This window comes from Rhizobium sp. BK399 (assembly GCF_014194695.1).
Taxonomy (GTDB): Bacteria; Pseudomonadota; Alphaproteobacteria; order Rhizobiales; family Rhizobiaceae; genus Rhizobium.
Genome location: NZ_JACIAH010000026.1, coordinates 14,034 through 37,587 on the forward strand (window position 1 = coordinate 14,034; position 23,554 = coordinate 37,587).

The following is a 23,554-nucleotide window of genomic DNA, read 5'->3' on the forward strand; positions in this document are numbered from 1 at the left end:
TTGTTGGATAAGAAGAGCGTACTGTGTTCCACCGACATGTCTTTGATGTCTGTCAAATTTCCCATTTTTTTGCGCCTTTCGGCGCTCCGCTCGGATAAATGCCGTGGTTTTTCTTCCACTTGAGATTTCAGCGCGTGGGGTCCTCGGAAGTTGATCGAAAGAGCTCGCTCAAGTGCCGTTTAGAGAGTGCGCTTTGATTCAAATCAAGGCGGGCCCTCTGTTATCGATCAAGGCTAAAAATCTGGTGCGTCCAAACGTGTAGATGGATGGGGGTGCGGAGGCAACATGCGAACAATGGTCCTCGAAGAGGTCGGGTCACCTTTGCGTCTTTTACAGGCACCTGATCCGCGGCCTGCAAAAGACCAGGTGCTCTTAAGGGTGGAGGCCTGTGGCGTCTGTCGCACGGACCTGCACGTGGTGGAGGGGGCGCTGCCTGATCCCAAGTTGCCGCTCGTGCTCGGACACGAAATTGTCGGAGAAGTCATCGCAATCGGACCGGGAGTTGCCGAGGAGATCGTGGGGAAGCGCGTGGGCGTGCCTTGGCTCGGCCATACGTGCGGGTGTTGCCACTATTGCCTCGCTGGAGCTGAAAATCTGTGCGACTCTCCCGGATTTACTGGCTATACGCTTGACGGTGGATATGCGACGCATGCCGCGGTGGACGTGAACTATTCCTTCGTGCTTCCCCACGACTCTGATCCGGTTGCGACCGCACCGTTGCTTTGCGCTGGGCTGATAGGATGGCGATCATTGAAGATGGCGGGCAACGCGAAGACGATCGGTCTTTACGGTTTCGGGGCAGCGGCACACATTCTGGCTCAGGTGTGCCAGTGGCGAAAGCAAGATGTGTATGCTTTCGTTCGTCCGGGAGATGAGATGGCCAAACGTTTTGCGCTAGACCTCGGAGCCGTCTGGGCAGGCGCGTCGAACGAAGCGCCCCCCGCTGAATTGGACGCCGCCATCATTTTCGCCCCGGCTGGAGAGTTGGTGCCAGCCGCCCTCGCACGGGTTCGTAAAGGTGGCACTGTCGTCTGCGGCGGGATCCACATGAGCGATATACCGCGCATGCCGTATCAGCTACTTTGGGGAGAGCGTCATGTGGTATCGGTCGCGAACCTGACACGCGCCGATGCCAGAGAATTCTTTGATCTCGCTGGACATGCGGGACTGCGTACCGTCACCACCGCATATCCGCTCGAGCGAGCGAACGATGCGTTGGCTGATCTGCGGGGAGGACTGGTCAAAGGTGCAGCCGTCCTGGTTCCTTAGTGGTGGACGATAATCGATCCAAATCGCCGGTTTAAGTGCGCGCCCGTGCCCCCGCAAAGCTCTCCTGGACAGAAGATACGTGATGTGACGGGGTTCCTATTCGAAGAGAGTTAACGTTGCAGGTGGGTAACGTCGAACAGATCAGCGGGTTGGCCAACGCCGATCCGCTGGCGAATGCTCGAGTTGCCGCAGGCGCCAAAGGGAAATCACATGGAAATGCTCCTCATCCTCACCTATGCCGCAATCTGCGTTCTACGTCTGCGCGCCGAGCCGAGCGACGAGTATGTCACGCAGGGGTTCCGTCGCCCCGGGCATGATGGCAAACCCGCTTCCCCGCGTCCAGTGAGGGATTTCATAAACAGACGAGGCCAGAGGTACGCTCGTGAACTATCTGGCGAACCCACAACGCTGTAAGCTTCCGAGGCGCTATGGAACAGCCCAATGTCAGGTCCGCCATCCGTGCAGCCTTGCCGATTGTAGACTGGGTCGGCAACTATCGACCTGAGTGGCTGGTGCAAGATGCATTCGCTGGTGTAGCGCTCTGGGCAGTGATGGTTCCCGAAGGAATGGCCTATTCGGGGATTGTCGGTGTGCCTCCCATCATGGGACTAACCACGATAGTACCAGCGCTCCTTGCCTATGCGCTGTTTGGTAGCTCACGCCAGCTTGTCGTGGGGCCTGACACCGCCACCGGCCTCATCTCAGCCTTAACGGTCGGAGCGATTGCATCACAGGGGACCGCGCAGTTCAATTCCCTAACCTCAAGTCTAGCGGTCCTGATTGGGGCTCTCTTCCTGATATCAGGGTTCTTGCGGATGGGCTGGGTTGCCAGCTTTATACCGACCCCGGTCATGAGAGGCTTCATTGAAGGGCTCGTCTATGTGACGATTATAGGCCAGGTGCCTCAACTGCTTGGTATCAACGGCTCGGCGGGCAATTTTTTCAAAAGGCTTGGCAACATTCTTGTCCATCTGGATGACATGTCACTGGCGCCTGCATTGACTGGTCTTATTTCGTTGTTGGCGATGATGCTCCTGCGACGATTGAACCCGCGCGTTCCGGCGCCGCTGCTTGTAATGGCACTCGCCACCATAGCAATTGGCGTCCTTGGCGGAGAGGCGACCGGCGTCCATGTCGCAGGTCACATCCCGTCGGGTTTGCCGAACGTAGTACTGCCAAACCTCGACCCCGCGATTTGGGTCCAGCTTGCACCAGGAGCGCTCGCAATTGTGATGGTCGGCTACGCTGAAGCCCTTGGGGCTGCGAAGGCGGCGGCTCTTGAGAATGGTGGAAATATAGATCCCAATCAGGAATTGGTCGCACACGGTCCAGCAAACATACTAAGCGGGCTGTTGGGTGGATTTCTCGTTGTTGGTAGCCTATCGAAAACCTCGGTTGCGATGGCGGCGGGTGCTCGAACTCAAGCGGCCAACTTGGTCGCGGCGCTCCTTTGTTTTTTGACCCTGTTTTTCCTGACGCCGTTGTTCCGAACTGTGCCTCAACCCGCGCTTGCTGCGGTCGTGATTGCCGCGATGCTGCACCTATCTACCCCGCGTTATCTGCGGGATCTTTTCCGGAGAAGCCCCTGGTCTTTTGTCAATGGCATCATCGTAGTGGCGGGCGAACTCGTCCTGGGCGTCCCGCAGGGTATTGTATTGGGAGTCGTTATCTCGATTTTGACGCTGATCTACCATGCAAGCCATCCATTGAGCTCCGAAGTCGGACAACTTCCCGGTACCGAGGCCTATCGGGACATACATCTTCATCCCGAGGCAAAGACCTTTGCAGGACTGCTGATTTGGAGGGTGGGCGGCGACCTGTTCTTCGCGAGTATCGGACGAATGATCACGCTCCTGAAGGCATCCTTGACGGCGCGGCCAGGGCTGAGATGCGTCCTTTTGGATCTAGGATCAGTCAACTTTATCGACGTTAGCGCCACCGACGAGCTCTTCGCTCTCATCAAGGAACTTCAGGGTATTGGGGTCACTGTGGCTTTCTCAAGGGTGCGCGACCCCGTACGGGATAGCATGCGATTGGGCGGGATCGAGAAGCTCGTCGGGCCGAGTGGCTTTCACGAGCGGACGACGGATGGTGTGCGGTCGTGGCTGCATGAAAGTAATGAGCCGAGTTATAGCTGAGAACCTTCCGTCTTGCAGATACATCTGCAGGAAAGCTCTCCGATCAATGGCTATACATAATGCGGTGGTGCTGCCCGCCAATGTCCACACGAAAAAAGCGGTCCCGGGACGATGAACGGCGACTTGCCTTCGGCAGGGATGGTTCTGGGAATTGAAACGGACAGTCCAAGGAAACCGCAAAACCATTGTTTAACCCTCCGCAATGCGGAACGCGTTGGCTCTTTTATAGAAGGGCAAACAACGCGGGCCAGCAAAATGCCATACGATATCCTCGCCATCGGCGCATCGGCTGGAGGAATGCCAGCGATATGCGCCATGCTGGCCAGACTAAGGTCTCCCGACGTGCGTGCTTGTCGCGCTTCACCGATCCATTGAGATCGAAAGTGGGCTGCCTCGGATATTGGCTCACTCAACTGGTCTAAAGGTGGGCTGGCGGGAACCGGCGATCGGCTTGAGCTTGGAACGTGCTATGTAGGACCCGGCCGAAGCGGACTTCCCGGAGACGCCTGAAAACGCCTTGCTGCTTGATGGAGAGATCGATCTAGTTGCACCCGTCGACGAACTGGCTGAATTCATCTTTCGCCAGATCGGATGTTGCGCAGTCGAAATCGCGAAAGATACCCAGTCGTTTGTATGACATGTCCAGATTTCGACGCATTGGCTGACCCTTGAGGCGATGGCACAAGGTTTCGAAAGAAAGCGTTGCTTGGCGATGTGCGTCCCACCCGGACGTCGATGCAGCAATCGCACCTTTTTCGCTCCTGGCTGCAGCTAAGGACTGAATTGCTTCCAGGCGACACGTCAATGGACCGAAGGTCCCCCTTTCGCAGAATTCGAGGTCCGGTCGATTACTTTGATCTGGGTCAACGATTAGACGAGGGACAGGCTCACAATGAGCCGATCATCGTAACATGCGCCTCTACGACGGAAATCTCAATCCGATTTTGTTAGCGCACCGAAAACCGGTGCTGGGATAGGTTGAAGGAGATAGCTTATGAAAACTACCGGGTTCTCACGGGCAGCCTTGGTGGCGGCAATATTTTCGATTGGAAGTGTCGGACTCGTCTTCGGACAATCCAATGGGACGGACAACAAAACCCCTGGTGGGACGTCTGACGATTCTTCTCCGTCGCCGATGGAAAGAATGATGAGACAAATCGAGAAAAGCTTTCCAGGTGCGGCCTTGATGCAAGGCGGAATGATGGGAGAGGGAATGATGGAGCGAGCCATGGAGATGCATGGACCACAGATGAAAATCATGTTCGCGATTGCCGATAGCAACGGAGACGGAGCACTTTCCTTCGACGAGGTGACAGCGATCCACAAGCGGATTTTCGACAGTGTCGACAGTAACAAGGACGGCAAGGTGACCCGGGAAGAAATGCAGACATTTTGGCGCGATTGAAACCGGCACCCTGTGAGACGGGAGCCACGTGCAGCGGCTGCGTCCAGATTCGGGGAGCGGTCTATCAAAGGATCACCGCATCCTGCCGAAATGCGCGCTCCATTGCGTTCCCGGGATAGCGGGCCTCACAAGCGCTGAAACAAAAATAGCGTCGTGAAGATATTCGCCAAAGTAGCTAGAATCCATGATCGCCAACAAATACGCTCGGGATGGTGGGTTTCGAGAGGAGGCGTCGGGCGCTGTGTGCCAATCCGTCGGTATTCAGGCAAGTGTCAGAAACGGCCGCTAGTAGGGCCGCGGGCTGATAAAAGAGGCGGATGAAATGAAGAGAATCATTTGTTATGGGCTTGCTGTCTTTGCGGCGGTCTCGATCGCCAGTACCTCGTGGGCAGCCACAACGGTAAAGGTCGTGGAAGGCGGCGAGGGTGGCGGACCGATGACGCTTACCCTCGACCAGTCGACGATCAAGGCGGGTGAGACGGTATTTGCGGTTCACAACGACGCAATGACAGAAGAACACGAGATGGTTCTGGTGAAACTTAAAACGTCCGATCAAAAAATCCCGTTGGTCAAGTCCAAGCATCGAGTGGACGAGAAGCAGTTGAAGAGCCTGGGCGAGGTTTCCGATCTCAAGCCGGGCGCCGATGGTCAGCTGAAGGCCAAGCTCTCGGCCGGTTCCTATTTGCTCTTGTGCAACATCAAGGGGCACTTTGAGTCCGGGATGCAGGCAAAGCTTACGGTCACTGAATAGCACATGGGAAGCCCTGCGCCCACCGAGTGGGGCAGGCTTGGAGGCGTCGCTTCGACAAAGCCCCGCTGACGCGACGTATCCAAAAGCACGTGCTTTTTGGCAAGAGCGATATAAGCGCATTGAGCGTGAGCGTCAGGACAGCGGATTTTGCTGAACGATCCAATTGAGCGAATGTTCTGGGATTAGAACCAGCATTAATGCTGGCATCAGCGTGGTGCGTCGCCATGACATTTATTCTGCGCAGATCCTTGTTGGCGAACGCGTAGCCGCTTCGATGAGTCATTATCGCTCCTCCCCGCTTCTTGAGCGGCCAGCGCTTAAGCGCCCAGCAGTTGGAATGACGAATATTATCTCGTCTGTCGGGGGACTGGATGGATAGCTGCGCCTGTTTGATGCGCGCGAATGCACGTCTGGGCGGCCGGCCCTCCACTCAATGACAAGCGGCCCCAGCGCGGCGTCGGCCTTCAGTTCGGCACCAACTTTGTCTGGCAGTTGCGAGCGGCCTCAATGTCGGTGCCGTAACCCACCGAGATCCGGAATTTGTCGATACCCAGTCCCGGCTAATGTTTTCAACCGCACCGAGGTCGCCGCATGGGACCTTAAACACCGGGCCTCGATGATGGCGAAGACGTTACCGAACGGAGGTTGAAACCTTCTACGGTTCCCTTGTAGCCCTTCGCTTGAATAAATTCAGCTACTTTGAATGCGTCGTCGAGCATGTAAAACACGCCGCTAATGATATCCTGAAACTAACGCAGTCCGGGCGACACCGTGTGAGGAACAACGGCGTCCGGACTGTTGCTGTCGATGCCAGTCGCGCAGAGCTTTAGTGCAAGATCGAGCTTCGTCGATCTCTTGTGACGCCGGCGGCGTTCGAAAAGTCTTAGAAGCTTTTCGAATACATCTCTGTCTGACGCGATGTGATGAGGCAAGGCTGAAAGGAGTGAGGCCGGAAGATCCTGAAGGTCACTGTGGCCGTGGCTCTTAATCGGATCCCATGCCTCGAAATAGAGACCTCGCAGCACCAAAGGGAGATCATTGCCAACCTTTGCGTTGTCATCCGCGGACATCTTATCGCGGACCGCATGCATGGTCGTGCGCAACACGTCGTAAGCGTCGCGCTGATCACATCCAAGCAATTCTGAAAGCTCCCGGATCCAGACGGCGGCATCCCGGGCGGCGTCTGGGAAAGTGAGAAATGGACTGTAGCGCATTAGACCCTCCTGTACTGAATCTTATCCGCAGATCTCATTGCTAGACGTCCTCGCGCTCGTTGTCCTTGACCTCCGTCAAATTAGCGCTCTCAGCCGGGCTTGACGCCTCATGCGACCACCCACAATCGGCGCACGCTGAACTGCCGAGCTGTCGGATCGCCTCCATCAGTGAGGAGAGAACGGGCAATTGCCGTCATCGAGAGCGTCTTGGGTCCATGCGAACCTGGTCCAGTTGACCATCGCGTTTGACAACCGTGTCATGATGGCGTCGTACCGCCGAAGGCCAAAGCACGCTTCGTGCTAAAGACAAGCGGCAATACGCTTGGCAGTGAGCCCCCTGAGGCCGGAACGCAGGCGGAAGATTTGCTTCGGCTGCGGTGTCAGGTTTGATTCTCTCCCACGATCATTACGCTGCTGGCGTAATTGGAAACACGGCACGCCAATTGCGCAAACCAGCCGGTTACATTGAAGCAAATCAAGGTGGGATTGCGAACGCCGAGTTATGTTGCCTACAGAAATTTCCACGGAGGGCCGCTGATGACCGATTTGCTGAAATACACTCTTCAGGTGGCACTTGTGTCTTTTATGCTTGGGAGCTTGGTCGACGTCGGTTTGAAACTTGAGCTCAAAGATGCCTGGGTCGCACTACATGACAGTCGGTTCGTAATCGCAAGCGTCCTCTCCGGTTTTGTTGTCGGGCCGATTCTCGCCGTAGTGATCGCCCGGCTGTTAGCACTGCCAACGCCATATGAGCTTGGACTGCTTTTGCTGGGCCTAACACCATGTGCGCCGTTTCTGCCGCTTCTGTCCGATGTTGCAAAGGCCGACGCTGCCTACACGGCGGCATTCATCGTTATTGCTGCGCTCGGCACGATCATATTAATGCCGATCGCGGTCCCGTTCGTGGCGCCAGACCTTCACGCGGGTCCAGGGGTGATTGCACGTCCTCTATTGTTGTTGGTACTCGCTCCCTTTGGGGTTGGCATTGGGGTGCGAAGCCTCTCCAGGCGATGGGCGGATAGGTTCGATCCCGTCGTGAGGAAGGTTGTCGTGCTCAACATTGTAGTGCTCTTGGCAACGGCGTTTTTGCAGAACTGGCGCGACATGGTGGGTGCCGTCGGTACTTTTGCGATTGCGGCTCAGTTCATCTATTATACTGGGCTTGCGGCATGTTCCTATGCGCTCACGGTCGGCCTACCTCATAACAAGCGAAGCGTGGTAACGCTTGGAGTTGCGACAAGAAATGTTGGCGCTGCACTGGCTCCGCTATCAGCCGTCCCCGACGCGGATCCACGATCGAGCACGATGTGCATACTGGCAGCCTGCATCACATTGCTGATGGGATTCGTGCTAGCCAAGATACTGAACCGGTTCGCGCCCGAACGACGCCTTAAAATTAGGACCGGTTAGCGGAAGCAGCGTGCTTCGCAGCCCCCCCTAACCCTTGCGAGTCAGGCGTTCTGGCCAACGCCAAATCCTCGGGCATAAGGTAGATCCTTTCTAACATGCGATCCATGAGATCCAGTTCCTGAAGAAGCGCCGGGCGACGGTCGTCAGGCAGAACTTGCAGGGCGTACTCGATAACCGCACGCAACCGCCTGGCGATCTGAAAGTTCTCAGCACCATACAAGCGGGTCTCGCTGAACGTCAACTGTACAAAGTCTTCCCAGTTGGGCGTCCTGCGGACTAGTCGCAACTTCCCCGTCTTGCCGCGGACTTCGTCACCAAGAAGGCGTCGTTTACCTACGAAGCATAACAGTCGTTGTAGCTGGTCGATTGCAAGAACAGCAGTGGTTGGATCGTTTATAGCCTTGGATAACGCCTTGATGCCGATGTCGACGATGATCCTGAATGCAAACGTGGGATCTTGCTCAAGGGTTCGCTCTGGTCCAAGAGCGACCAGGCTCTTTAAACGGTGTACGTCCGGCAGGTGGGGCCCGTACAAACGAAAGAGGGGTTCGTCGGTGCCAATAAAGTCGCCCACTCTCGGGACAAGTTCGATAGTGGAGTCGGTCCTTTCAGCGAGCTCCAGGAGAGCTTTTTGGTTGATGGCAACCACGATGGCCGGATGAGCCTGATGGTAGACAATTTTATCTGGTGTAACAGCCACAGTCGTGTTGTCGTTGGAGGCATCCTTGCTCGATTCCTCGGGGTAGACTTCTTCAATGACGGCATGCCCGCGCTCGCCAACCCTTGCGATGATGCTAACGGGGCGGAGCAGGCGGGCAGCATAGTCGATCAGGTACAAAAAAGCGGCGATTGAAAGAAAGCCGAGAAGCCCGGCCATGCCTGAAACGCCCTGCGGGACTGTTGTATCAAGCCTGGCAAGTGCCCCTGCAGCAAAAAGTAACGTAAAAATGAACAATCCAACGGTGAATCGAATCGCATTATCTCTCAGTAGGGTCGTTGCGATAATCCGGGGTGTCAACTGTCCACCGGCGACTTGAATTGCCACCAGTAGCGAACCGAACGTGAAGACGACGAAGGTCAACGTCATCGTTACGATCGTTTCCAACATCCTTTGGGTTCCTGCCACTCCCCAGGGCCAGACATCGATCCATGGAAGCCAATCCCCAAATGCGTAAACCAATCTGATGGCCGCCACATAAAGCAGTAGGGCGATGAACGGAACGATCCACAATGAGGATCTGATATAACTTCGAAGGCCATACCAACGGTTCCAACTCATTTTGGTGCCTCCCCCTTGGAGATGAATTGAATTTGCCTGTGAGCATGGCTGATCCGATCCAGTCAGCATTGACGCCGATCAAGATTGACGGGCTTTCATTTTTGATCTGGCTCAATGTACGTATGGCGTCCCTTGCTAACCTTAACGATACTAAGCGCAATGTGCCTGGTAGCAGATTGACAGCCTAAAGGACGACCAAGGGATTTACGGGCTCATGGGCATGACTTTGGAGAACAAACCGAGATACGTCTGCGTCCGCGCGGCTTACGGACTTTTCAATGTTGTGGATGCGTTGACTGGGTCACCTGCTGAACTGGATGTCACGACGATCTTGCTGACCCGTAAGGAAGCAAGCCGCCTCATTCATTGGATTGAGAGCAGGAACCGGTCTTTCCGGGCGGACGATCGTGCAGCCTCCTCTGCTGTGCTTCAACAAGGAAGTGAGGAAACGGAGGAGGGCAATGACAAGTTCATCAGGTTTGCAGACGGCATCCAGTGAGCCTTCGGACCTAGACATTCAGGTTCAGCTGGAACGAATTCTTGCAAGCGGGGATCTTCAACTCCCCGAGCGCGGGAGGCGGTTCCTGCGCTATATCGTGGAGGAGACGCTCGCCGGAAGAGCGCAATACCTGAAGGCCTACACCATCGCCGTGAGTATTTTTGGGCGGAGGAATTTCGACGCTCAGGGAGATCCCGCCGTGCGCATCGAGGCTGGACGGATAAGGAGAGAACTCGAGCGCTTTTATCTCTTGGCTTCTCAGCCTGAAGCTGTGTTTATTACTATACCGAAAGGTGGCTATGTTCCGCAGTTCAGATCGAACCCTGAGTTTGGTAGACAAAGTGTCCGCGCCTCCACGCCTGCGAGTTCCGTTGACGATAGCGACTGGTGGTATTCTGCCCTCTGGCATTCGACCGATCGTCGGCTTGGGGCAATAGGACTTGCGGCGATTGGCATCGCAATGGCTTTCCTGATCATAGATCGGCTTTCAACCAGTCCGCTTGTGGTGTCAGGTTTCGAATCCACGCCGACGGTAGTAGTCGAGCCTTTCGACAACGCGGGAAACAGCCAGACAGCAGAAGTCTCACGCTTTCTCAGGGACGACATCATCGTCAAACTGCTTGCTGGAGGGGGGCTGAGAGTGGTCACAGAGCTCAATCCGGCGCTGGGTCCAGAGCACGGAAGGACGCTCTATCTTTTTCATGGCAGCGTGCGAGAGGGCAAGGATGTCTTTCGACTAACAACGCGTCTCGTCCGGCGGGAGGATGGGGCAGTCGTGAGATCAGACATCTACAATTTGGATCGCTCGACTGGGTTGCAGTTCGGCTATGCGGAAGCGGTCGCAAGTGATGTTGTGCGCGACATCTTTCTACCACTCAAGCCTTCGCTGTCCTTGCCGAGAAGCAATATTCCCCAAACCGGCAACGTCATACGGCCTGAAGATGATATTGCGAAGGGGCCAAAACCAATAAGCAAGACGTTGTCTCGCAGCGCTGACGCACGTGGATAGCCCTCCTATTTTAGGATCCGCGATGTAAGCTCTTGGCTGCCTGCTGAAGACCCGATTTTCAAGCTTTACGACTGGGTCATCCGATCTCGTCGGAGGATCGCACTAATGTTCCAGATTTTGCTTCATACGTCGACGATTTCAGAGACTCCCCTCGACGTCGCCCGGGTGGGGAAACGTGAGATGATCGCGGCCCTATTGGAAGTTCCCGTCAATTGACAGATGTCATTCTGTTTTTGCCTTGGCGATCTCGTCGTCTGGTTCAAGGGCACGCCTGATCTTTCGAAGGATTATAGCCCGGCCTTTCTGGTCTGCGGCCAAGTTAAGACGTTGGGACAGATCGAGGACCAGGCTCTGGAAGTCGTTATGCCAATCCGGCCGCCCTAGCTGCTCGGGTGTTAGTCTGGCGTGTGTATGATCTTCGGCCATGCATGCACCCTCTCGGGTCAGGTAAAATGTGTCGTCGAGCCGTGGCTCTATCACGGGAACTTTTTGCGTCCGCGCCAAGAGACGTGTCAGAGCGGTACGCGCTGCAGGTTCCCCATGAACGAGAAATATGCCTTTTGCAATCGGCGCCCGGGCAGATACCCATTCGTCGAGTTCAGTCGCATCGGCATGACCACTGTAGGCGTCTAATGTTATGATTTTTGCCTTTACGAGGATCTCGTCTCCTTGGATTCGAACCATACGAGCACCCTCCTGCAGGACTCGACCCAGAGTTCCAGCTGCCTGGAAGCCCACCAGGAGAACAGTGCACTCTTGCCGCCAGAGCCAGTTGCGCAGCCGGTGGCGGATGCGTCCCGCTTCGCACATACCGCTCGCCGCGATGATGATGTGGAAACCGCGAACGAGATCAAGTGCCTTTGACTGCTCTGCCGACTCGGTGAACCTGACATTGGGTGCGTTGAGGGCGCGTATGAACGTGCCAGCGTTCGCTAACTCACCTGCCTGGGCCTTGAATACCTCGGTCGCTCTGGACGCCAACGGCGAGTCAATCATGACTGGCGAACGAGGAATGGTTCCGTCGTCCATCAGCGCGACAAGATCCGTCAGCACTTCCTGCGTGCGTTCCACGGCGAAAGAGGGGATAAGAAGCACGCCATTTGGTTTGTTTGCCTTGGCTACGATCTCTTTCAGCCGCCCGCGGCGATCGTCCTGCGTGTAATCCTCGCGCTCGCGGTCCCCATATGTACTCTCGCAGATGAGATAGTCCGTGCCCACGGGGGCCTGAGGTAACCCTTCCAGCATTTTGTAGCGGGTACCGATATCGCCTGAAAAGAGGAGCCGCCGTGAACCGTCGACTACGGCGACTTCCATCTCGATCGAGGCCGATCCGAGCAGGTGCCCAGCGTTCCAGAAGCGGAACTTGATCGAGCCCGCTACTTCTTGCCATTGCTGATAGGGGACAGATATGAATTGCGCCATCACCATGCGGGCGTCGTCAGCTGTGTAGATCGGCTCGACCGGCTCCCGTGACCGCCTGCGATTGCGGCGGTTTAGCTGCTTGACTTCGGATTCCTGGATATGTCCGGAGTCCTGCAGCATGACACCACACAGTTCCATGGTTGGCCGGGTAGCATAGACAGGCCCGCCGAAACCCTCCTTTGCGAGCTTGGGAAGCAGACCGGTATGATCGATGTGGGCGTGGGTTAGGAGAACGGCGTCGATTTCCGTCGGGTCAAAAGGGAAGGGCCGGTAGTTTAGTTCCTTCTCGCTTTTGGAACCCTGGAACATGCCGCAGTCAATCAGAACTTTAGAATCCGCGACGTCGAGGAGGAAGCAGGAGCCGGTCACCGAGCCGGCCGCGCCATGGAAGGATAATTTCGGTTCCTGCATGTTCCACCTCTGGTTTTGACGAGAGCATACAGATGCAGGACACTGCTTCCTTGACCGAGATCAATCTGCCCCTGATCCTCAATCAAAGTACGGGCCGAAAAGGGAAGAGGACCAACAAAATCAAAAAACCTCGTGATCCGGGTATTGACTTGGGCCAAGATCGGCTCGCGTCTCCCGGTGGGTCAGCCACATTCCAGGAAGCATGGGCATCCAAAACGATATTCCTCGGAAAATCAGTGTGGCTGCAAGAGCGACTTCTATGCGCACACCAAGCAAGTGGAGGACTGCGACGCAACCTCCTTCGAATGAACCCAGGCCCAGCGGTATCGGTGAGACGGTCGCAACGACTGACGCGAGAACGAAGGCGATAAACGCTGGAGAGGGGCCGATGCTCGTCCCGAGAGATAGCACAGCGAACCATAGCGTGGTCGCATCCAGAACGAAAATCGCGAGTTGAAAGATTATAGTCAGCGCCACACTTTCGGATCGCTGATCATGTCGGTCCGAACCTCAGCAAGCGCCTTTGCAATGGGCGCCATCAGCGCCCTCCGGCGGAAAGACCTTGGAATCCAGCGACCCTTAGTAACAATGACTGCTACGAGGCAGACGGTGATCAGGGTGACGATCCCTGCGAACAGGATTGACAGCCATGCCCATGCGTCGTTGAGATCGCCGGTTGACCACAGAAGGACGAACGCAAGTGCTGCCATCAGGCAGTAGGCGGGGTAATAGGAAAGGGCGGCGACCAGCAAGGCGGTTACGGCGACGGAGGATGGGATCTGTCGCCGTACAAGGCCGCGGGCAACCAGCAGACTTCCGCTCAGGCCGCCAGTGGGTATCGCCTGATTGGCGAAGAGTTCCATGACGGCTAGTCTCAGAAGATCTGAAAGTCGAAGCCGAAAACCCGCGCGCCTCGTAACCATCTGCCAGACAGCGGCGGCGCAAGCATAAGCGCAAAGCTGACACGATATCGCCGCGGTGATCCAAGGCGGACGCGTTGCTTTCAATACCGACACCAGTTCGGCGATATCGGAAAAGTGCAGCACGAGCCCGATTACGCCGCCAAATATCAGCGCGCCGGCGAACCAGCCGATGATTGCATGTGCGGCAGATCGTTCGGGTTTCAAAAGCAGGTCGTCCGATCCTCCCTTCGTACTTACCAATGGTCGCCTCCATGTTTGACGCGGTCAAAGACCGCCAGTTTTCCTTTCTCGTGCACATAGAAACTCAAGCATGATCGTCTCGCGATCAAGCAGCAAGTTGGTGTCGGCCGTCATGTCGTTCACGCCCGTCCGGCAGAACTTCTTGGCCAGGAAGGCGCCATCGACAGGCTTGCGAATAGCAACGCCCCGCGGCGGGAATGCCGACAAGCAGATCCGTTCATACATCCCCGAATATCTGGCATCCAGGCGCTTTACCCGGAGGCTCCATCGCCGCTTAGAGCCAACGCTACCCGACCGGCGTGCGACACGCCAATCGTTCCCTGCACTGGCTCGCGACGACCCCAGATAGCGCCCCGATGAGCCCGTTCTTGTCCATACCAGCAGAGGTCTCGGCGGCAGCCGTTTCAAACAACTCGGGGCGTGCGCATCGACGCGACTAGGAATGAGTTTCGACTTGCCGATGCCCTTCGACGTCCATTTCGGCAACCCCCGGCCGGTGAACCTTTATCGCGGTTGCTATCTGATGACATCGCTGAAACGAAGATGCATGACGCTAGCCGAATTTGGATCGAATACCCAGGCGCGCCAATGTGGCGAGACCATATCCGATGGGCTGGGGACTTCTCGGTTCTCATCTCGGCTCCGCCCCCTGCATTCTAAAGGGCTCTTTTTCACGACGACAAATTGGCTCGCATTGACCTCCGTAAAGGTGAGCGGATGCGTAGTAGCCCCGGCAGAAACTCAGACAAGGAATATTGACAAGAATCAAAGAAAGACGGGCGTCGTGCCTTAGAATGCCGCTAGGAGGAAATAGACCATGTTTGCCAAGATTCTCATTCCAACCGATGGGTCCAAACTTGCGGTCGCGGCCGCGGAGAACGCCGTGGCTTTTGCCAGGGATGCCAACGCCTCGGTCGTCTTCGCTCATGTGCTCGAACCCTTCCGGATATTCACAACCGACAGCGACAAGCTGACGGCCAGTCAGGAGGATTATGATCGGCTTTCGGATCAACAAGCGGTGCAATTCCTGGCCGAGGTCGAATTGCGCGCACGCCATCAGGGCGTTGCAAGCTATACCGTGAAGCTCCGAAAAGAAGAGATTCACGAAGGCATCATTCAGGCCGCCATCACCAATGGCTGCGATCTCATCGCATTGGGATCCCATGGTCGTGGAGGCGTCGCTGGCCTGATTCTTGGAAGTGTCACGACGAAAGTCTTAAGTCATTCCCGTATCCCGGTACTCGTATACCGATGAAGGCACCGAAGGGCAATTGAACAAGGAAGGTGCCGGCTATCGCCGAACGCGAAAAGATACTGGAGGCGAGCGTCGACTTTCAACTCAATCTGATGGATTCGGCTTTGCAATTTCAGATAGCGTCCTCGATTTTTTCGTAAGACGCCGCCAGAAGGACGCAGAGATCCTGGGTGATCTCGTTCGGAGCTTGGAGTACAACGACGCATTGGACGGTGCTGGCGATTTCGTGCTTGTCGCCGGGGATTACGCCTCCGAGGCGAGCAAGATGCTGTTGATTGGTTCGAATTTCGCCCCTCAAGCAGCAAATAGGATCCGCTAAAATGCCAGCGAGATTTGGAGAACCAGACTGCGCGTACCGCCGGGCCAGGCATCCCAGTCGGGGGCATTCTAATTTTGATGAACCGTCCCTGAGGACATCTGTATGTGAACCAGCGAAATTTCACGTTGCCGCCGCCACTGTCGTGAGACCAGACCACGGAAAGGGAAGCCTTGTGAAAGTAAATACAATGAAACTTGTTTTCGGATGTTCACGGCCATCCGAGGCGATTGAACATCCGCTCAATACGGTTTCGGTCCTTGTAGGCCCGGTAGTCGCAGGCAAGCGGGTTCTTGCGGTTGGCCTTTGGCGGAATGACCGACCTGATCCCATGGATCAGGAGTTCTTCACGCAGGAAATCGCCGTCATAGCCTTTATCGGCAAGGAAGAGCTTCGGCTTGCCGACCGGTATCGCCAGCAGATCATGAACGGCGTTGTAATCCGAAGCCTCGCCACCCGTCAGGATGAAGCCGAGAGGGCGTCCTTGACCGTCTGCACGGGCGTGGATTTTTGTCGTAAAAACCGCCTTCTAAAAGGCAGTTTTGAATCGCGCTTCCGCTAATTTGGGAATCAGCTTGGGTAACAGGACCTGGGCCAGATTAACTCCGTCTTCAAGACAATACGCTGTCGCGTACGGCCTCCCTCGCGATCGCGCCAGAGTGAGAACGCTCCGGCCTAGTCGGTAGCGGCCGCTAACGAGTCTACCACGTGCCGCTCCAAATCGATCTCAAACAGCCAGACGGAAATGCCACTTGACAACCACATGTTCATACGAGATTGTACCGATCGGTAAACAGATTACCGCACGGTACAATCCCATCAATTCAACAAGGAACTAAAGATGTCACGTCCCCCACTCCCCCCCTTCACCCGCGAAAGCGCCATCGAAAAGGTTCGGTTGGCCGAAGACGGCTGGAACACTAGAGACGCGGCGAAAGTCGCTCTGGCCTATACGCTCGACACCCGCTGGCGGAACCGCGTCGAGTTCGCGAGCAATCGCGAAGAAGCTCAGGCATTTCTGACACGCAAGTGGAACAAGGAGCACGAATACCGCCTCATAAAGGAGCTATGGGCTTTCACCGGTAACCGCATCGCGGTACGCTACGCGTATGAATATCGCGACGATGGCGGCCGCTGGTACCGCGCATATGGTAACGAGAACTGGGAATTCGCAGAGGACGGCCTGATGGCGCACAGACACGCGAGCATCAATGAAATGCCGATTGCTGAAAGCGATCGTCTGTTCCACTGGCCTCTTGGCCGTCGGCCGGATGATCACGCCAGCCTCAGCGATCTGGGCCTCTAATCATGGCCCGCATGGTCGCTGAAAGAGCCGACGCCATAGCCCCGTTGGCCGAAGTTTTCCGCGAACATGGCTACGAAGGCGCAAGCCTTGCCTTGATCGGCAAGGCTACCGGTCTCGGTAAGGGCAGCCTCTACCACTTCTTCCCGAACGGAAAGGAAGAGATGGTGCGGGCTGTTCTCGGCGAAATCGGCCAATGGTTCGAGGATGCCGTATATTCCCCGTTGCGTAACGAGAGCGATGTTAATGGTGCCATCCGTGCCATGCTCGCCTCGACGGACCAATATTTTCGGTCCGGCAGGCGCGTGTGCCTCGTCGGTGCCTTGGCAGTGGCCAATACGCGTGACCTCTTCGCGCAAGCTATCCGAGGTTATTTCGTAGCTTGGGTGGACGCATTGCAGTCAGCGCTTATTCGGCAGGGCCGTGAAGCCGATCAATCGCGCCTCCTCGCGGAAGAGGCAGTTCTCGCTATCCAAGGAGCAATTATTCTTTCTCGGGCAATGGACGATCCAGCCGTTTTCCAACGGGCTATCGACCAACTCCGGGGACGATTGGTGATCGAAAACGATACCTCTAACTACGAGGGCACAACCGACGTTTCACCGCAAAATGAAGGTCGGCTTGTCTAAGATTAGCGGAGATATCAACACAACGCGGAGCGGCAGGATTTCGGGCAATCTTGCCACTCCACGAGCGGTCAAAGGCCAGCGGCAGGAGTTTCGGCAAAGCGTCCGCAGGGAGACGGGACAAAACTTTGTCACCAGAGCCTAGCCTACGGGCGGAAAATGGCTATTGTTCGCCGTGCTAGCATCCCGAATAAGCTCGTACTTCACCTGCGTAACACGCAGATCCCGGTACCAATCGACCAGCGCACCCCACGGGTCTGACACCTTGTTGAGGCCAGCTATAAACGCAACTACCGTGCCGATTTCTACCTTCCCAGTTATGACATAGTAGCCTCCGAGCGCGAAAATTCCTGCATATCCAAGCTGAAACATCAAATTCATCAGAAAGTTCAGCGCGTACTTCAGTCTGTAAATACTCATGTTCGTTGAGAATAGGCGCTGGACTCGGGCGGCCTGGTGTTTTGGCGACTTTGGCGAAGCATGATCAACCATTTCCTCGCTGAGGTGCCGCATGACGGTGATTTTAGTCTTTACGCGCTGGTTGATGAGCCCCTGCAGAATGGGAACGAGGACGGCCTGCGGTATGAACACCGCAATGACGGCAAGAGCGAGTAGCGGCTGCAGGTAGATCATGTAGCTGCCAACCGCCAGAAGTATGCCTGCCTGCAGTATTGGCTCGGACATGCTGGTTCCGACAAACCCGCCGACCGGTTCGGCCTCGGCGAGTACTATCGACATTTCGACGCCTTCCGCCAAGGTCGTAAGATCTTGAGAGTTGTATTCTCTCGCGTCGATGACTGTCATGCGAAGCCACCGGACCGCGACCTCTCCAATCCAGCCTCGGTATACGTTCAATACCAGTTTGATACCGCCTTCAGCCAAGACGAGCGCAAGATAGGCAGCCACGAGAACGAGGATCGTGTTCAGGCTTACCCCTTGCGTCGCACCGTTAACAATTCGTCGCTGAATTTCGAGCGGGAAGATGCCTATGGCAAATAGTAGGACTGACAGAAGTACCAAGAGGGTCTGATGACCCCGTCCCATTTTCCAGATGAAGCCGGAGAGCCACCGCGGCATTGTGTCTCCACGGCGAACTTGCGATACCGCCTCTGCCTCTTCTCGTTGAGCCGGTTCGCGTCTGGTCTCTATTCTCATGCTGGTGTCCTCCTTGACGTGCATTCAGCCAGATTGTCGAGACTCCATCATTGACTCACCGCAATGTCTGTCGATTGAGGTTGGCACTGTCCTAGGGGCCAGATGCGGACGAACGGCTATCTCTCTGGAGGCGCGGCGGCAGAAATCCGGGCTATCATCCGCAATAAGCGCTAGGGCACGATTGAGATAGTGACCTACCGCAAAGACGCTAACACGTTTTGGAACAGTCCGATCCGGCGATGACGGACAGCTCGCCTAACGGACCCAACTAGGTCGTGCTGACAAACACGAAAATAAGGGATCTCTACGAGCATCCATCCGGATTCAGGCGAAAAGCTGAATCCGGAAGCCATTGCAAACATTGAAAGGATAAGGGATTCTTGGGGCAACCTGCCCAAGGGCCAGATTGTTATCTCGGACGGCCTCAACGCCAAGGCCATCATGGACGACTTACACCTTGCCCCTATCTGGAGGTGATGCGTAGACTGCTTGCAGAGGCCGACGTGCCGACGAGCGACAGCAACATCCTCGTCACCGGCGGAAGGGTGCGGGCCGGCTACCGAATCGGTGAGTTGCTTTTCGAAAAAGCAGACCCCAACAGCTTGCGAGGGGTCCTTCACATCATCGGCGAACACCCCGGTACCATGCACCACGCCTATTCGGTTTATATCACCGTCGCCAGCGGCAAACGTTGGTCCGAGAAGCACATCGATCACGACATCACGAAGCTTGTGAGCAATGTCGCAGCTACGGCCCGCGCCGGCTAAGGAAGCAGCAAGAGAAATTTTGCCGATCATTCGGGAAATCGTCGGAAAGAGCGTGAATGGCAGCCGACGCTATCGTACCTAGAGCCGAAGGCGATGAAAGTCGTGTCGTCTGACCATGAAGCCGCGGCTCGCCTTCTTCTCCTCCACTACAATTTAGGTACCTGTCTGCAAGTCGACGCTGGCTCGCAAGCTTAATGCCGGCAATATCCACCGGTGCCTGCGATGAGCGTCCTAAGTAGGATGAGGCGGCCGGCATCCGGGCCGCCGAGCCTGACGAAGCGCCTCGCTGATGAGATTTGCGAGATCTGCTAGGGCGCCCTGCAGTCATACCGAACTCGAATTTTGCCGCGTGCCGGTATGGTTTGGGCTTTGTTATGAGACCAATGGCATCGGATGGGCAGTTGAGCGTCTGCAGATCAGCTTTGCGCGAGGTCGAAACATGCCTCGCCTCTGACACTTTACGACTTTTCTGCAGCGTCCCACCAAGGCGGCTCGGCTTGCATTTCCTGTCCCTAGATACTATATGTGGTTACGTAACCACATATATGAGGTTTGTCGTGACCATCACCACTCTTTCGGGCCGGGAGCTCAATCAGGATCTTGGCCGTGCAAAGCGCGCCACCAGGAATGGGCCTGTGATAATCACCGACAGGGGACGGCCTGCTCACGTTCTGCTGTCGTTCGATGAGTACAAGCGACTTACAGGTAAAATGCGGACGCTTGGCGATATGTTGGCAGCTTCGGGGGCCGAAGACGTTGACCTGATGCTCCCCGAGCGCGCAGAACGCGCCCAGCCGGTTGATCTCTCCTGATGTTTTTGCTCGATACCAACGTGGTGTCCGAACTGCGCAAGGTCGCGAGCGGCAAGGCTGATCCGAATGTCGTGGTTTGGAACGAAACCATCGATCCGGCCGAGGCCTTCATTTCATCTGTTGTCCTGCACGAACTGGAGATTGGTGTTCGGCTGGCGGAGCATAATGATGCAGCCGCCGGGAAAGTGTTACGAAACTGGCTGGAAAATACTGTTCTAACCGCGTTTTCCAATCGCATCCTGCCCTTGGACGATGCCGCGGCAGTGCAGGCAGCCCAATGGCATGTGCCCAGTCCCAAACCGATCAATGACGCCTATATCGCGGCGACTGCCTTCATCCATCGGATGACGCTAGTCACGCGCAATATCAAAGATTTCGAAGGTATGGGAGTTACTCTTGTGAGCCCGTGGGATCTGCCGACACAGCTTGGAACGGCTTAGTCTCGGTACTGACACGAAGCTGTCAGCGCTGATAAGCTGCGCTATAGGCGCAAAAACAACTGATCCATTGGCGGACTGGCGTGTCCTCCTGGTCTTTGTCGCGACAGCGATTGGAACCAGTCTCGACGCGATGGCGGTCGGTGTCTCACTCGCTTTCCTGCAGGTAACGAGGCAGACCCAGGACGAAACCACGGTCATGCGGTAACCAATCCGCGCATGAGAGCTTGCTCAGCCGTCGTCTCAGTTCCGTCTCCTACTTTGCACATCCAAATCGCTCTGCGCCCGGCACATTGCCGGAATATTTGCTATGAAACAAAGGCTTGACAGCGCTCATGAGCTAGGAGGACCGGTCCCGGCTTGTTCCGCGACGGGATATGGGTTTGAGGCTTGATCGCGCGAGGCGAAGTCTCCGTTCCTCATCGCGGGAGGCGCGCCATTTACTTTCCTTCGTATTTGAACTCCGGAAGTTTCTGCAGCTCCTCCTTACTCCCCTGGGCGAGCACAATCTTCGAGCCGTCCGCGTTGACCTGCAATGAATTGTAAGGGATAGCGACAAGGAAACCGCCGATGCCGAGAAAGCCACCTACCTGGAGAATCGCGAAGAGGACCTTCTCGCGATCGACGATGAAGTCATCGATTGATCCGATTGTCTCGCCAGTACCGTTCTTTACTTTGGCACCCACGAGTTTGGTAGCGCGGTAGCCCTTGGCTACTTCCTTCACATCCACGTCGACGACAACGACGTTTTGCGCGACTGCCGGCATTGACGACGGCAGGAAAATGGTGGTCATCAACACAATATCCATGCCGATTGCCAATGCGAGGTGGGCATTGCGATATGTCTTTGAAGCGCTGTTATGGTGCATCTCGAATCCTCCGGGTTTGAAGTGTACTGGCGCACTAGGTATGATCCCATTCCTTCAGCTTCGTGGGTTGGATAAGATCTGGACGAAGCAGCCGTGATAGCCTTGACGCCCGTCAATATCTTCGAGATCGAGGCCTCATCGCACCGGAGCCAGGACGTCCATCGCGGTTTGGATTGAAGCCGCGAGCTCCGGTGCCGAGAAACCGCCCTGATGTCGCACGCCATTGACGAAGAAGGTGGGTGTCCCATTGACGCCGCTGCGGACGCCGCCAATGAAATCGGCCTGGATCTTGTCGGCATGCAGCGAGCGGGTAAGCGAATCCCGAAGTCCCATCTGAGACAACTGCAAGGTGCCGGCAATGGCGAAAAAGAGTTGGGTGCTCAGCCGATGCTGGTTCGAATAGATCGCATCGTGCATTTCCCAGAACCGGCCCTGATCTCCGGCATACTCCGCCGCCTCCGCTGCCGGCGCTGCGAGTGGATGGATCTCGACGAGCGGGAAATGCCGAAAGACGACACACAGTGACTGGCCATACCGGTTTTCCAGGGATCGGACGATTGGATTGGCGATGGCACAATAGGGACACTGATAATCGCCATATTCCACGAGCGTGACGGCTGCGTTCGCTCCGCCACGACTGTGGTCACGCGAATTGACAGGAACTTTAAGCGTCGACATTTTTCTGCTCCAGGTTTGGCATTTGGTCGAGGGCGTCGAGAATGCCGTCTGCCCCGGGATTGACGGCGACCGGGGACAAGTGGCTCCATGCGATCGTGCCGTACTCATCAATGAGGAAGAGTGCGCGGGCGCTCTCGCCGACATCGTCGCGATAGGCGCCGTAAGCGCGCGAAACTTCTCCCTTGGGATGGGCATCCGAAAGCAATGGGAAATGCAGGTTCCGCTCCCGGGCGAAAGCCTGATGGCACCATGCGCCATCCACCGAGATCCCGACGAGTTCAGCGCCTTTCTTGCGGAATTCGGAAAGGACGTGGTTATAAAGCGTCATCTGGTCGCCGCAGACCGGGCTCCAGTCCGCTGGATAAAAGGCCAGGATTACGCGCCGGCCCGCAAACTCGGACAGGGAAAGGGTCTGGTCGGGCGTCACGCGTAGCGTGAAACCGGGTGCTTTCGTTCCCGCAGTAAGAATAGAAGACATGCCTTTTCTCCTCTCATCGATCAAGCCGTGGCGGACGTGGCAAGAGTGCCCGGCAGGCCAGTGCTGCGGGACCGCAGCTTGTAAGCCAGGACGAGCAGCGTGGCGCCCAGTATGAGGGCATGCGCGCCGATCCAGAAAGTCAGCACCAACGCCCCGATGAAGGGCGAGATGGCGAGGAGTATGCCGAGAACGAGGCTTGCGATGCCGCCGATGACCAGCCAGAGGCGGCCGTGGTCGATCTTCAGCCGAAAGGCCGAGACCAGCATAAACGTGCCCGATACCAGGGCCCATGCCGCTACCAGGATGACGAAGGCAAGAACCGTAATGCCGGGCCACAGGAACGCGACCGCGCCGGTGACGATGCCGAGGATGCTGCTGAAAAGCAACCAGACCCAGCGCTCGCCCTTGCGCGCACCGCGCACTGACATGACAACCCCGAAGACGCCGTCGATGAAGCTGAATGCAGCGAAAACCACCACAAGCGAGAGCATCGTTACCAAGGGCATCGCAAATGCAGCAATACCGAAGAGGATGGCTAGGGCGCCTCGCAATGCGACGACCCACCAATTCTTTGCAAGCACGTCGTTCATCTCGTTGATCTTGCGGCTATCGGTTGATGGGATGCTCGTCATTGTGCGCTCCGTTCGCGTCCGGGAAGCGTTTGTCGAATTCGAGACGCCACGTAAGAAGGATATGATCGCCGCGCCGCGCCGGCCGTGACGACCGTCAGTTTTTTACGATTTCTGCATAGGATCGCGGTGACCAGTTCCCCAAGGGAGCCCGCCACCCATGACGGTGGCAAGCGGTTGCACTGCCCTTCTCAAGGCAAACACCGGCGCGTTTTCGGAGTGCCGCATGCGCATGACATGCGGCCGGCGGATATGCCGG

The 23,554-nt window shown here is 56.3% G+C and carries 23 protein-coding genes and 3 pseudogenes; 14 read left to right on the forward strand and 12 right to left on the reverse strand.

What is annotated here, in order from left to right; all coding sequences use genetic code 11:
• Positions 1-285: 285 nt before the first annotated feature.
• The 4 genes from FHT97_RS28875 (at position 286) to FHT97_RS28890 (ending at position 5,563) form a co-directional block, all read left to right on the forward strand.
• Positions 286-1,269 (forward strand): zinc-dependent alcohol dehydrogenase family protein, encoded by a 984-nt coding sequence (locus tag FHT97_RS28875; protein ID WP_183864978.1) that lies wholly within the window; start codon positions 286-288, stop codon positions 1,267-1,269.
• A 428-nt stretch (positions 1,270-1,697) separates the two neighbouring features.
• Positions 1,698-3,407, forward strand: coding sequence for a SulP family inorganic anion transporter (locus FHT97_RS28880; protein ID WP_183864979.1), 1,710 nt, complete (start codon positions 1,698-1,700; stop codon positions 3,405-3,407).
• A gap of 994 nt (positions 3,408-4,401) precedes the next feature.
• Complete coding sequence (locus FHT97_RS28885; RefSeq protein ID WP_183864980.1) at positions 4,402-4,812, forward strand: EF-hand domain-containing protein; 411 nt, start codon at positions 4,402-4,404, stop codon at positions 4,810-4,812.
• A gap of 322 nt (positions 4,813-5,134) precedes the next feature.
• On the forward strand, positions 5,135-5,563 hold the full coding sequence (locus FHT97_RS28890) for a sulfocyanin-like copper-binding protein (RefSeq protein ID WP_183864981.1): 429 nt from the start codon (positions 5,135-5,137) through the stop codon (positions 5,561-5,563).
• 429 nt (positions 5,564-5,992) lie between these two features.
• On the opposite strand, the pseudogene FHT97_RS28895 reads toward FHT97_RS28890, so the two are convergent.
• Positions 5,993-6,309, reverse strand: a pseudogene (locus tag FHT97_RS28895) (mechanosensitive ion channel family protein); the annotation flags it as partial.
• A 3-nt stretch (positions 6,310-6,312) separates the two neighbouring features.
• Positions 6,313-6,777: a DUF2267 domain-containing protein gene (locus FHT97_RS28900; protein WP_183864982.1), complete on the reverse strand. Its 465-nt coding sequence runs from the start codon at positions 6,775-6,777 to the stop codon at positions 6,313-6,315.
• Between the two features lie 537 nt (positions 6,778-7,314).
• Here FHT97_RS28900 and FHT97_RS28905 point away from each other — a divergent pair.
• Positions 7,315-8,187 carry a bile acid:sodium symporter gene (locus FHT97_RS28905; RefSeq protein ID WP_183864983.1) on the forward strand — a complete coding sequence of 291 codons (873 nt, stop codon included), beginning with the start codon at positions 7,315-7,317 and terminating at the stop codon, positions 8,185-8,187.
• Here the strand turns inward: FHT97_RS28905 and FHT97_RS28910 are convergent.
• Entirely contained in the window at positions 8,174-9,466 is a 1,293-nt protein-coding gene (locus FHT97_RS28910) for a DUF2254 domain-containing protein (protein ID WP_183864984.1), read from the reverse strand. The two genes, FHT97_RS28905 and FHT97_RS28910, sit on opposite strands and share 14 nt — an antisense overlap.
• Before the next feature lie 461 nt (positions 9,467-9,927).
• Between FHT97_RS28910 and FHT97_RS28915 the strand changes: the two genes are divergently transcribed.
• A complete protein-coding gene (locus FHT97_RS28915) occupies positions 9,928-10,974 on the forward strand; it encodes a hypothetical protein (protein WP_183864985.1) in 1,047 nt (348 codons plus the stop codon).
• Between the two features lie 222 nt (positions 10,975-11,196).
• Here the strand turns inward: FHT97_RS28915 and FHT97_RS28920 are convergent, their stop codons facing one another.
• The 3 genes and pseudogenes from FHT97_RS28920 to FHT97_RS28935 all read right to left on the reverse strand — a co-directional run bounded on the left by FHT97_RS28920 (position 11,197) and on the right by FHT97_RS28935 (position 14,195).
• A complete protein-coding gene (locus tag FHT97_RS28920) occupies positions 11,197-12,807 on the reverse strand; it encodes an MBL fold metallo-hydrolase (protein WP_183864986.1) in 1,611 nt (536 codons plus the stop codon).
• A 233-nt stretch (positions 12,808-13,040) separates the two neighbouring features.
• A pseudogene (locus FHT97_RS31255) lies at positions 13,041-13,853 on the reverse strand (lysylphosphatidylglycerol synthase domain-containing protein).
• A gap of 141 nt (positions 13,854-13,994) precedes the next feature.
• Complete coding sequence (locus tag FHT97_RS28935) at positions 13,995-14,195, reverse strand: hypothetical protein (protein WP_183864989.1); 201 nt, start codon at positions 14,193-14,195, stop codon at positions 13,995-13,997.
• Positions 14,196-14,787: 592 nt separating this feature from the next.
• On the opposite strand from FHT97_RS28935, the gene FHT97_RS28940 reads away from it, so the two are divergent.
• Both FHT97_RS28940 and FHT97_RS28945 read left to right on the forward strand, forming a co-directional pair.
• On the forward strand, positions 14,788-15,225 hold the full coding sequence (locus FHT97_RS28940) for a universal stress protein (protein ID WP_183864990.1): 438 nt from the start codon (positions 14,788-14,790) through the stop codon (positions 15,223-15,225).
• 16 nt (positions 15,226-15,241) lie between these two features.
• Positions 15,242-15,544 carry a hypothetical protein gene (locus FHT97_RS28945; protein WP_183864991.1) on the forward strand — a complete coding sequence of 101 codons (303 nt, stop codon included), beginning with the start codon at positions 15,242-15,244 and terminating at the stop codon, positions 15,542-15,544.
• A 208-nt stretch (positions 15,545-15,752) separates the two neighbouring features.
• Here FHT97_RS28945 and FHT97_RS28950 read toward each other — a convergent pair whose 3' ends face one another.
• Positions 15,753-16,049 (reverse strand): transposase, encoded by a 297-nt coding sequence (locus tag FHT97_RS28950; protein WP_348649659.1) that lies wholly within the window; start codon positions 16,047-16,049, stop codon positions 15,753-15,755.
• Positions 16,050-16,382: 333 nt separating this feature from the next.
• On the opposite strand from FHT97_RS28950, the gene FHT97_RS28955 reads away from it, so the two are divergent.
• Both FHT97_RS28955 and FHT97_RS28960 read left to right on the forward strand, forming a co-directional pair.
• Positions 16,383-16,847 (forward strand): DUF1348 family protein, encoded by a 465-nt coding sequence (locus FHT97_RS28955; protein WP_058321991.1) that lies wholly within the window; start codon positions 16,383-16,385, stop codon positions 16,845-16,847.
• A gap of 2 nt (positions 16,848-16,849) precedes the next feature.
• Positions 16,850-17,473, forward strand: coding sequence for a TetR/AcrR family transcriptional regulator (locus FHT97_RS28960; protein WP_058321992.1), 624 nt, complete (start codon positions 16,850-16,852; stop codon positions 17,471-17,473).
• A gap of 138 nt (positions 17,474-17,611) precedes the next feature.
• Here FHT97_RS28960 and FHT97_RS28965 read toward each other — a convergent pair whose 3' ends face one another.
• Positions 17,612-18,547, reverse strand: a complete 936-nt coding sequence (locus tag FHT97_RS28965) for an ABC transporter ATP-binding protein (RefSeq protein WP_183865008.1) — start codon at positions 18,545-18,547, stop codon at positions 17,612-17,614.
• A 393-nt stretch (positions 18,548-18,940) separates the two neighbouring features.
• On the opposite strand from FHT97_RS28965, the pseudogene FHT97_RS28970 reads away from it, so the two are divergent.
• The 4 genes and pseudogenes from FHT97_RS28970 to FHT97_RS31485 all read left to right on the forward strand — a co-directional run.
• Positions 18,941-19,474 (forward strand): annotated as a pseudogene (locus tag FHT97_RS28970) (ethanolamine ammonia-lyase light chain EutC); the annotation flags it as partial.
• Positions 19,475-19,949: 475 nt separating this feature from the next.
• The gene (locus FHT97_RS28975; protein ID WP_183759216.1) at positions 19,950-20,204 is read left to right on the forward strand and encodes a type II toxin-antitoxin system Phd/YefM family antitoxin; all 255 of its coding nucleotides are present in this window, start codon (positions 19,950-19,952) and stop codon (positions 20,202-20,204) included.
• Complete coding sequence (locus FHT97_RS28980; protein ID WP_183864992.1) at positions 20,204-20,644, forward strand: type II toxin-antitoxin system VapC family toxin; 441 nt, start codon at positions 20,204-20,206, stop codon at positions 20,642-20,644. Before FHT97_RS28975 ends, FHT97_RS28980 begins: the two co-directional genes overlap by 1 nt.
• Positions 20,645-20,711: 67 nt before the next feature.
• Positions 20,712-20,849, forward strand: a complete 138-nt coding sequence (locus tag FHT97_RS31485) for a manganese efflux pump (RefSeq protein ID WP_281412100.1) — start codon at positions 20,712-20,714, stop codon at positions 20,847-20,849.
• 232 nt (positions 20,850-21,081) lie between these two features.
• Here the strand turns inward: FHT97_RS31485 and FHT97_RS28990 are convergent, their stop codons facing one another.
• The 4 genes from FHT97_RS28990 to FHT97_RS29005 all read right to left on the reverse strand — a co-directional run bounded on the left by FHT97_RS28990 (position 21,082) and on the right by FHT97_RS29005 (position 23,298).
• Positions 21,082-21,435 carry a PRC-barrel domain-containing protein gene (locus tag FHT97_RS28990; RefSeq protein WP_246712834.1) on the reverse strand — a complete coding sequence of 118 codons (354 nt, stop codon included), beginning with the start codon at positions 21,433-21,435 and terminating at the stop codon, positions 21,082-21,084.
• A 210-nt stretch (positions 21,436-21,645) separates the two neighbouring features.
• Positions 21,646-22,188, reverse strand: coding sequence for a DsbA family protein (locus tag FHT97_RS28995; protein WP_183759219.1), 543 nt, complete (start codon positions 22,186-22,188; stop codon positions 21,646-21,648).
• Positions 22,175-22,666, reverse strand: a complete 492-nt coding sequence (locus FHT97_RS29000) for a redoxin domain-containing protein (protein ID WP_183864994.1) — start codon at positions 22,664-22,666, stop codon at positions 22,175-22,177. The genes FHT97_RS28995 and FHT97_RS29000 overlap by 14 nt, the downstream gene beginning before the upstream one ends.
• Before the next feature lie 20 nt (positions 22,667-22,686).
• A complete protein-coding gene (locus FHT97_RS29005) occupies positions 22,687-23,298 on the reverse strand; it encodes an HdeD family acid-resistance protein (protein ID WP_183759221.1) in 612 nt (203 codons plus the stop codon).
• Positions 23,299-23,554 lie beyond the last annotated feature (256 nt).

What these genes read in the sequence shown, in the direction of transcription:
- FHT97_RS29005 (WP_183759221.1), bottom strand. Translation starts at nt 23,298, where the DNA reads ATGACGAGCATCCCATCAACCGATAGCCGCAAGATCAACGAGATGAAC.
- FHT97_RS28890 (WP_183864981.1), top strand. Translation starts at nt 5,135, where the DNA reads ATGAAGAGAATCATTTGTTATGGGCTTGCTGTCTTTGCGGCGGTCTCG.
- FHT97_RS28995 (WP_183759219.1), bottom strand. Translation starts at nt 22,188, where the DNA reads ATGTCGACGCTTAAAGTTCCTGTCAATTCGCGTGACCACAGTCGTGGC.
- FHT97_RS28900 (WP_183864982.1), bottom strand. Translation starts at nt 6,777, where the DNA reads ATGCGCTACAGTCCATTTCTCACTTTCCCAGACGCCGCCCGGGATGCC.
- FHT97_RS29000 (WP_183864994.1), bottom strand. Translation starts at nt 22,666, where the DNA reads ATGTCTTCTATTCTTACTGCGGGAACGAAAGCACCCGGTTTCACGCTA.
- FHT97_RS28920 (WP_183864986.1), bottom strand. Translation starts at nt 12,807, where the DNA reads ATGCAGGAACCGAAATTATCCTTCCATGGCGCGGCCGGCTCGGTGACC.
- FHT97_RS28955 (WP_058321991.1), top strand. Translation starts at nt 16,383, where the DNA reads ATGTCACGTCCCCCACTCCCCCCCTTCACCCGCGAAAGCGCCATCGAA.
- FHT97_RS28960 (WP_058321992.1), top strand. Translation starts at nt 16,850, where the DNA reads ATGGCCCGCATGGTCGCTGAAAGAGCCGACGCCATAGCCCCGTTGGCC.
- FHT97_RS28915 (WP_183864985.1), top strand. Translation starts at nt 9,928, where the DNA reads ATGACAAGTTCATCAGGTTTGCAGACGGCATCCAGTGAGCCTTCGGAC.
- FHT97_RS28965 (WP_183865008.1), bottom strand. Translation starts at nt 18,547, where the DNA reads ATGCCGCGGTGGCTCTCCGGCTTCATCTGGAAAATGGGACGGGGTCAT.
- FHT97_RS28880 (WP_183864979.1), top strand. Translation starts at nt 1,698, where the DNA reads ATGGAACAGCCCAATGTCAGGTCCGCCATCCGTGCAGCCTTGCCGATT.
- FHT97_RS28910 (WP_183864984.1), bottom strand. Translation starts at nt 9,466, where the DNA reads ATGAGTTGGAACCGTTGGTATGGCCTTCGAAGTTATATCAGATCCTCA.
- FHT97_RS28875 (WP_183864978.1), top strand. Translation starts at nt 286, where the DNA reads ATGCGAACAATGGTCCTCGAAGAGGTCGGGTCACCTTTGCGTCTTTTA.
- FHT97_RS28980 (WP_183864992.1), top strand. Translation starts at nt 20,204, where the DNA reads ATGTTTTTGCTCGATACCAACGTGGTGTCCGAACTGCGCAAGGTCGCG.
- FHT97_RS28990 (WP_246712834.1), bottom strand. Translation starts at nt 21,435, where the DNA reads ATGACCACCATTTTCCTGCCGTCGTCAATGCCGGCAGTCGCGCAAAAC.
- FHT97_RS28940 (WP_183864990.1), top strand. Translation starts at nt 14,788, where the DNA reads ATGTTTGCCAAGATTCTCATTCCAACCGATGGGTCCAAACTTGCGGTC.
- FHT97_RS28935 (WP_183864989.1), bottom strand. Translation starts at nt 14,195, where the DNA reads ATGTATGAACGGATCTGCTTGTCGGCATTCCCGCCGCGGGGCGTTGCT.
- FHT97_RS28885 (WP_183864980.1), top strand. Translation starts at nt 4,402, where the DNA reads ATGAAAACTACCGGGTTCTCACGGGCAGCCTTGGTGGCGGCAATATTT.
- FHT97_RS28905 (WP_183864983.1), top strand. Translation starts at nt 7,315, where the DNA reads ATGACCGATTTGCTGAAATACACTCTTCAGGTGGCACTTGTGTCTTTT.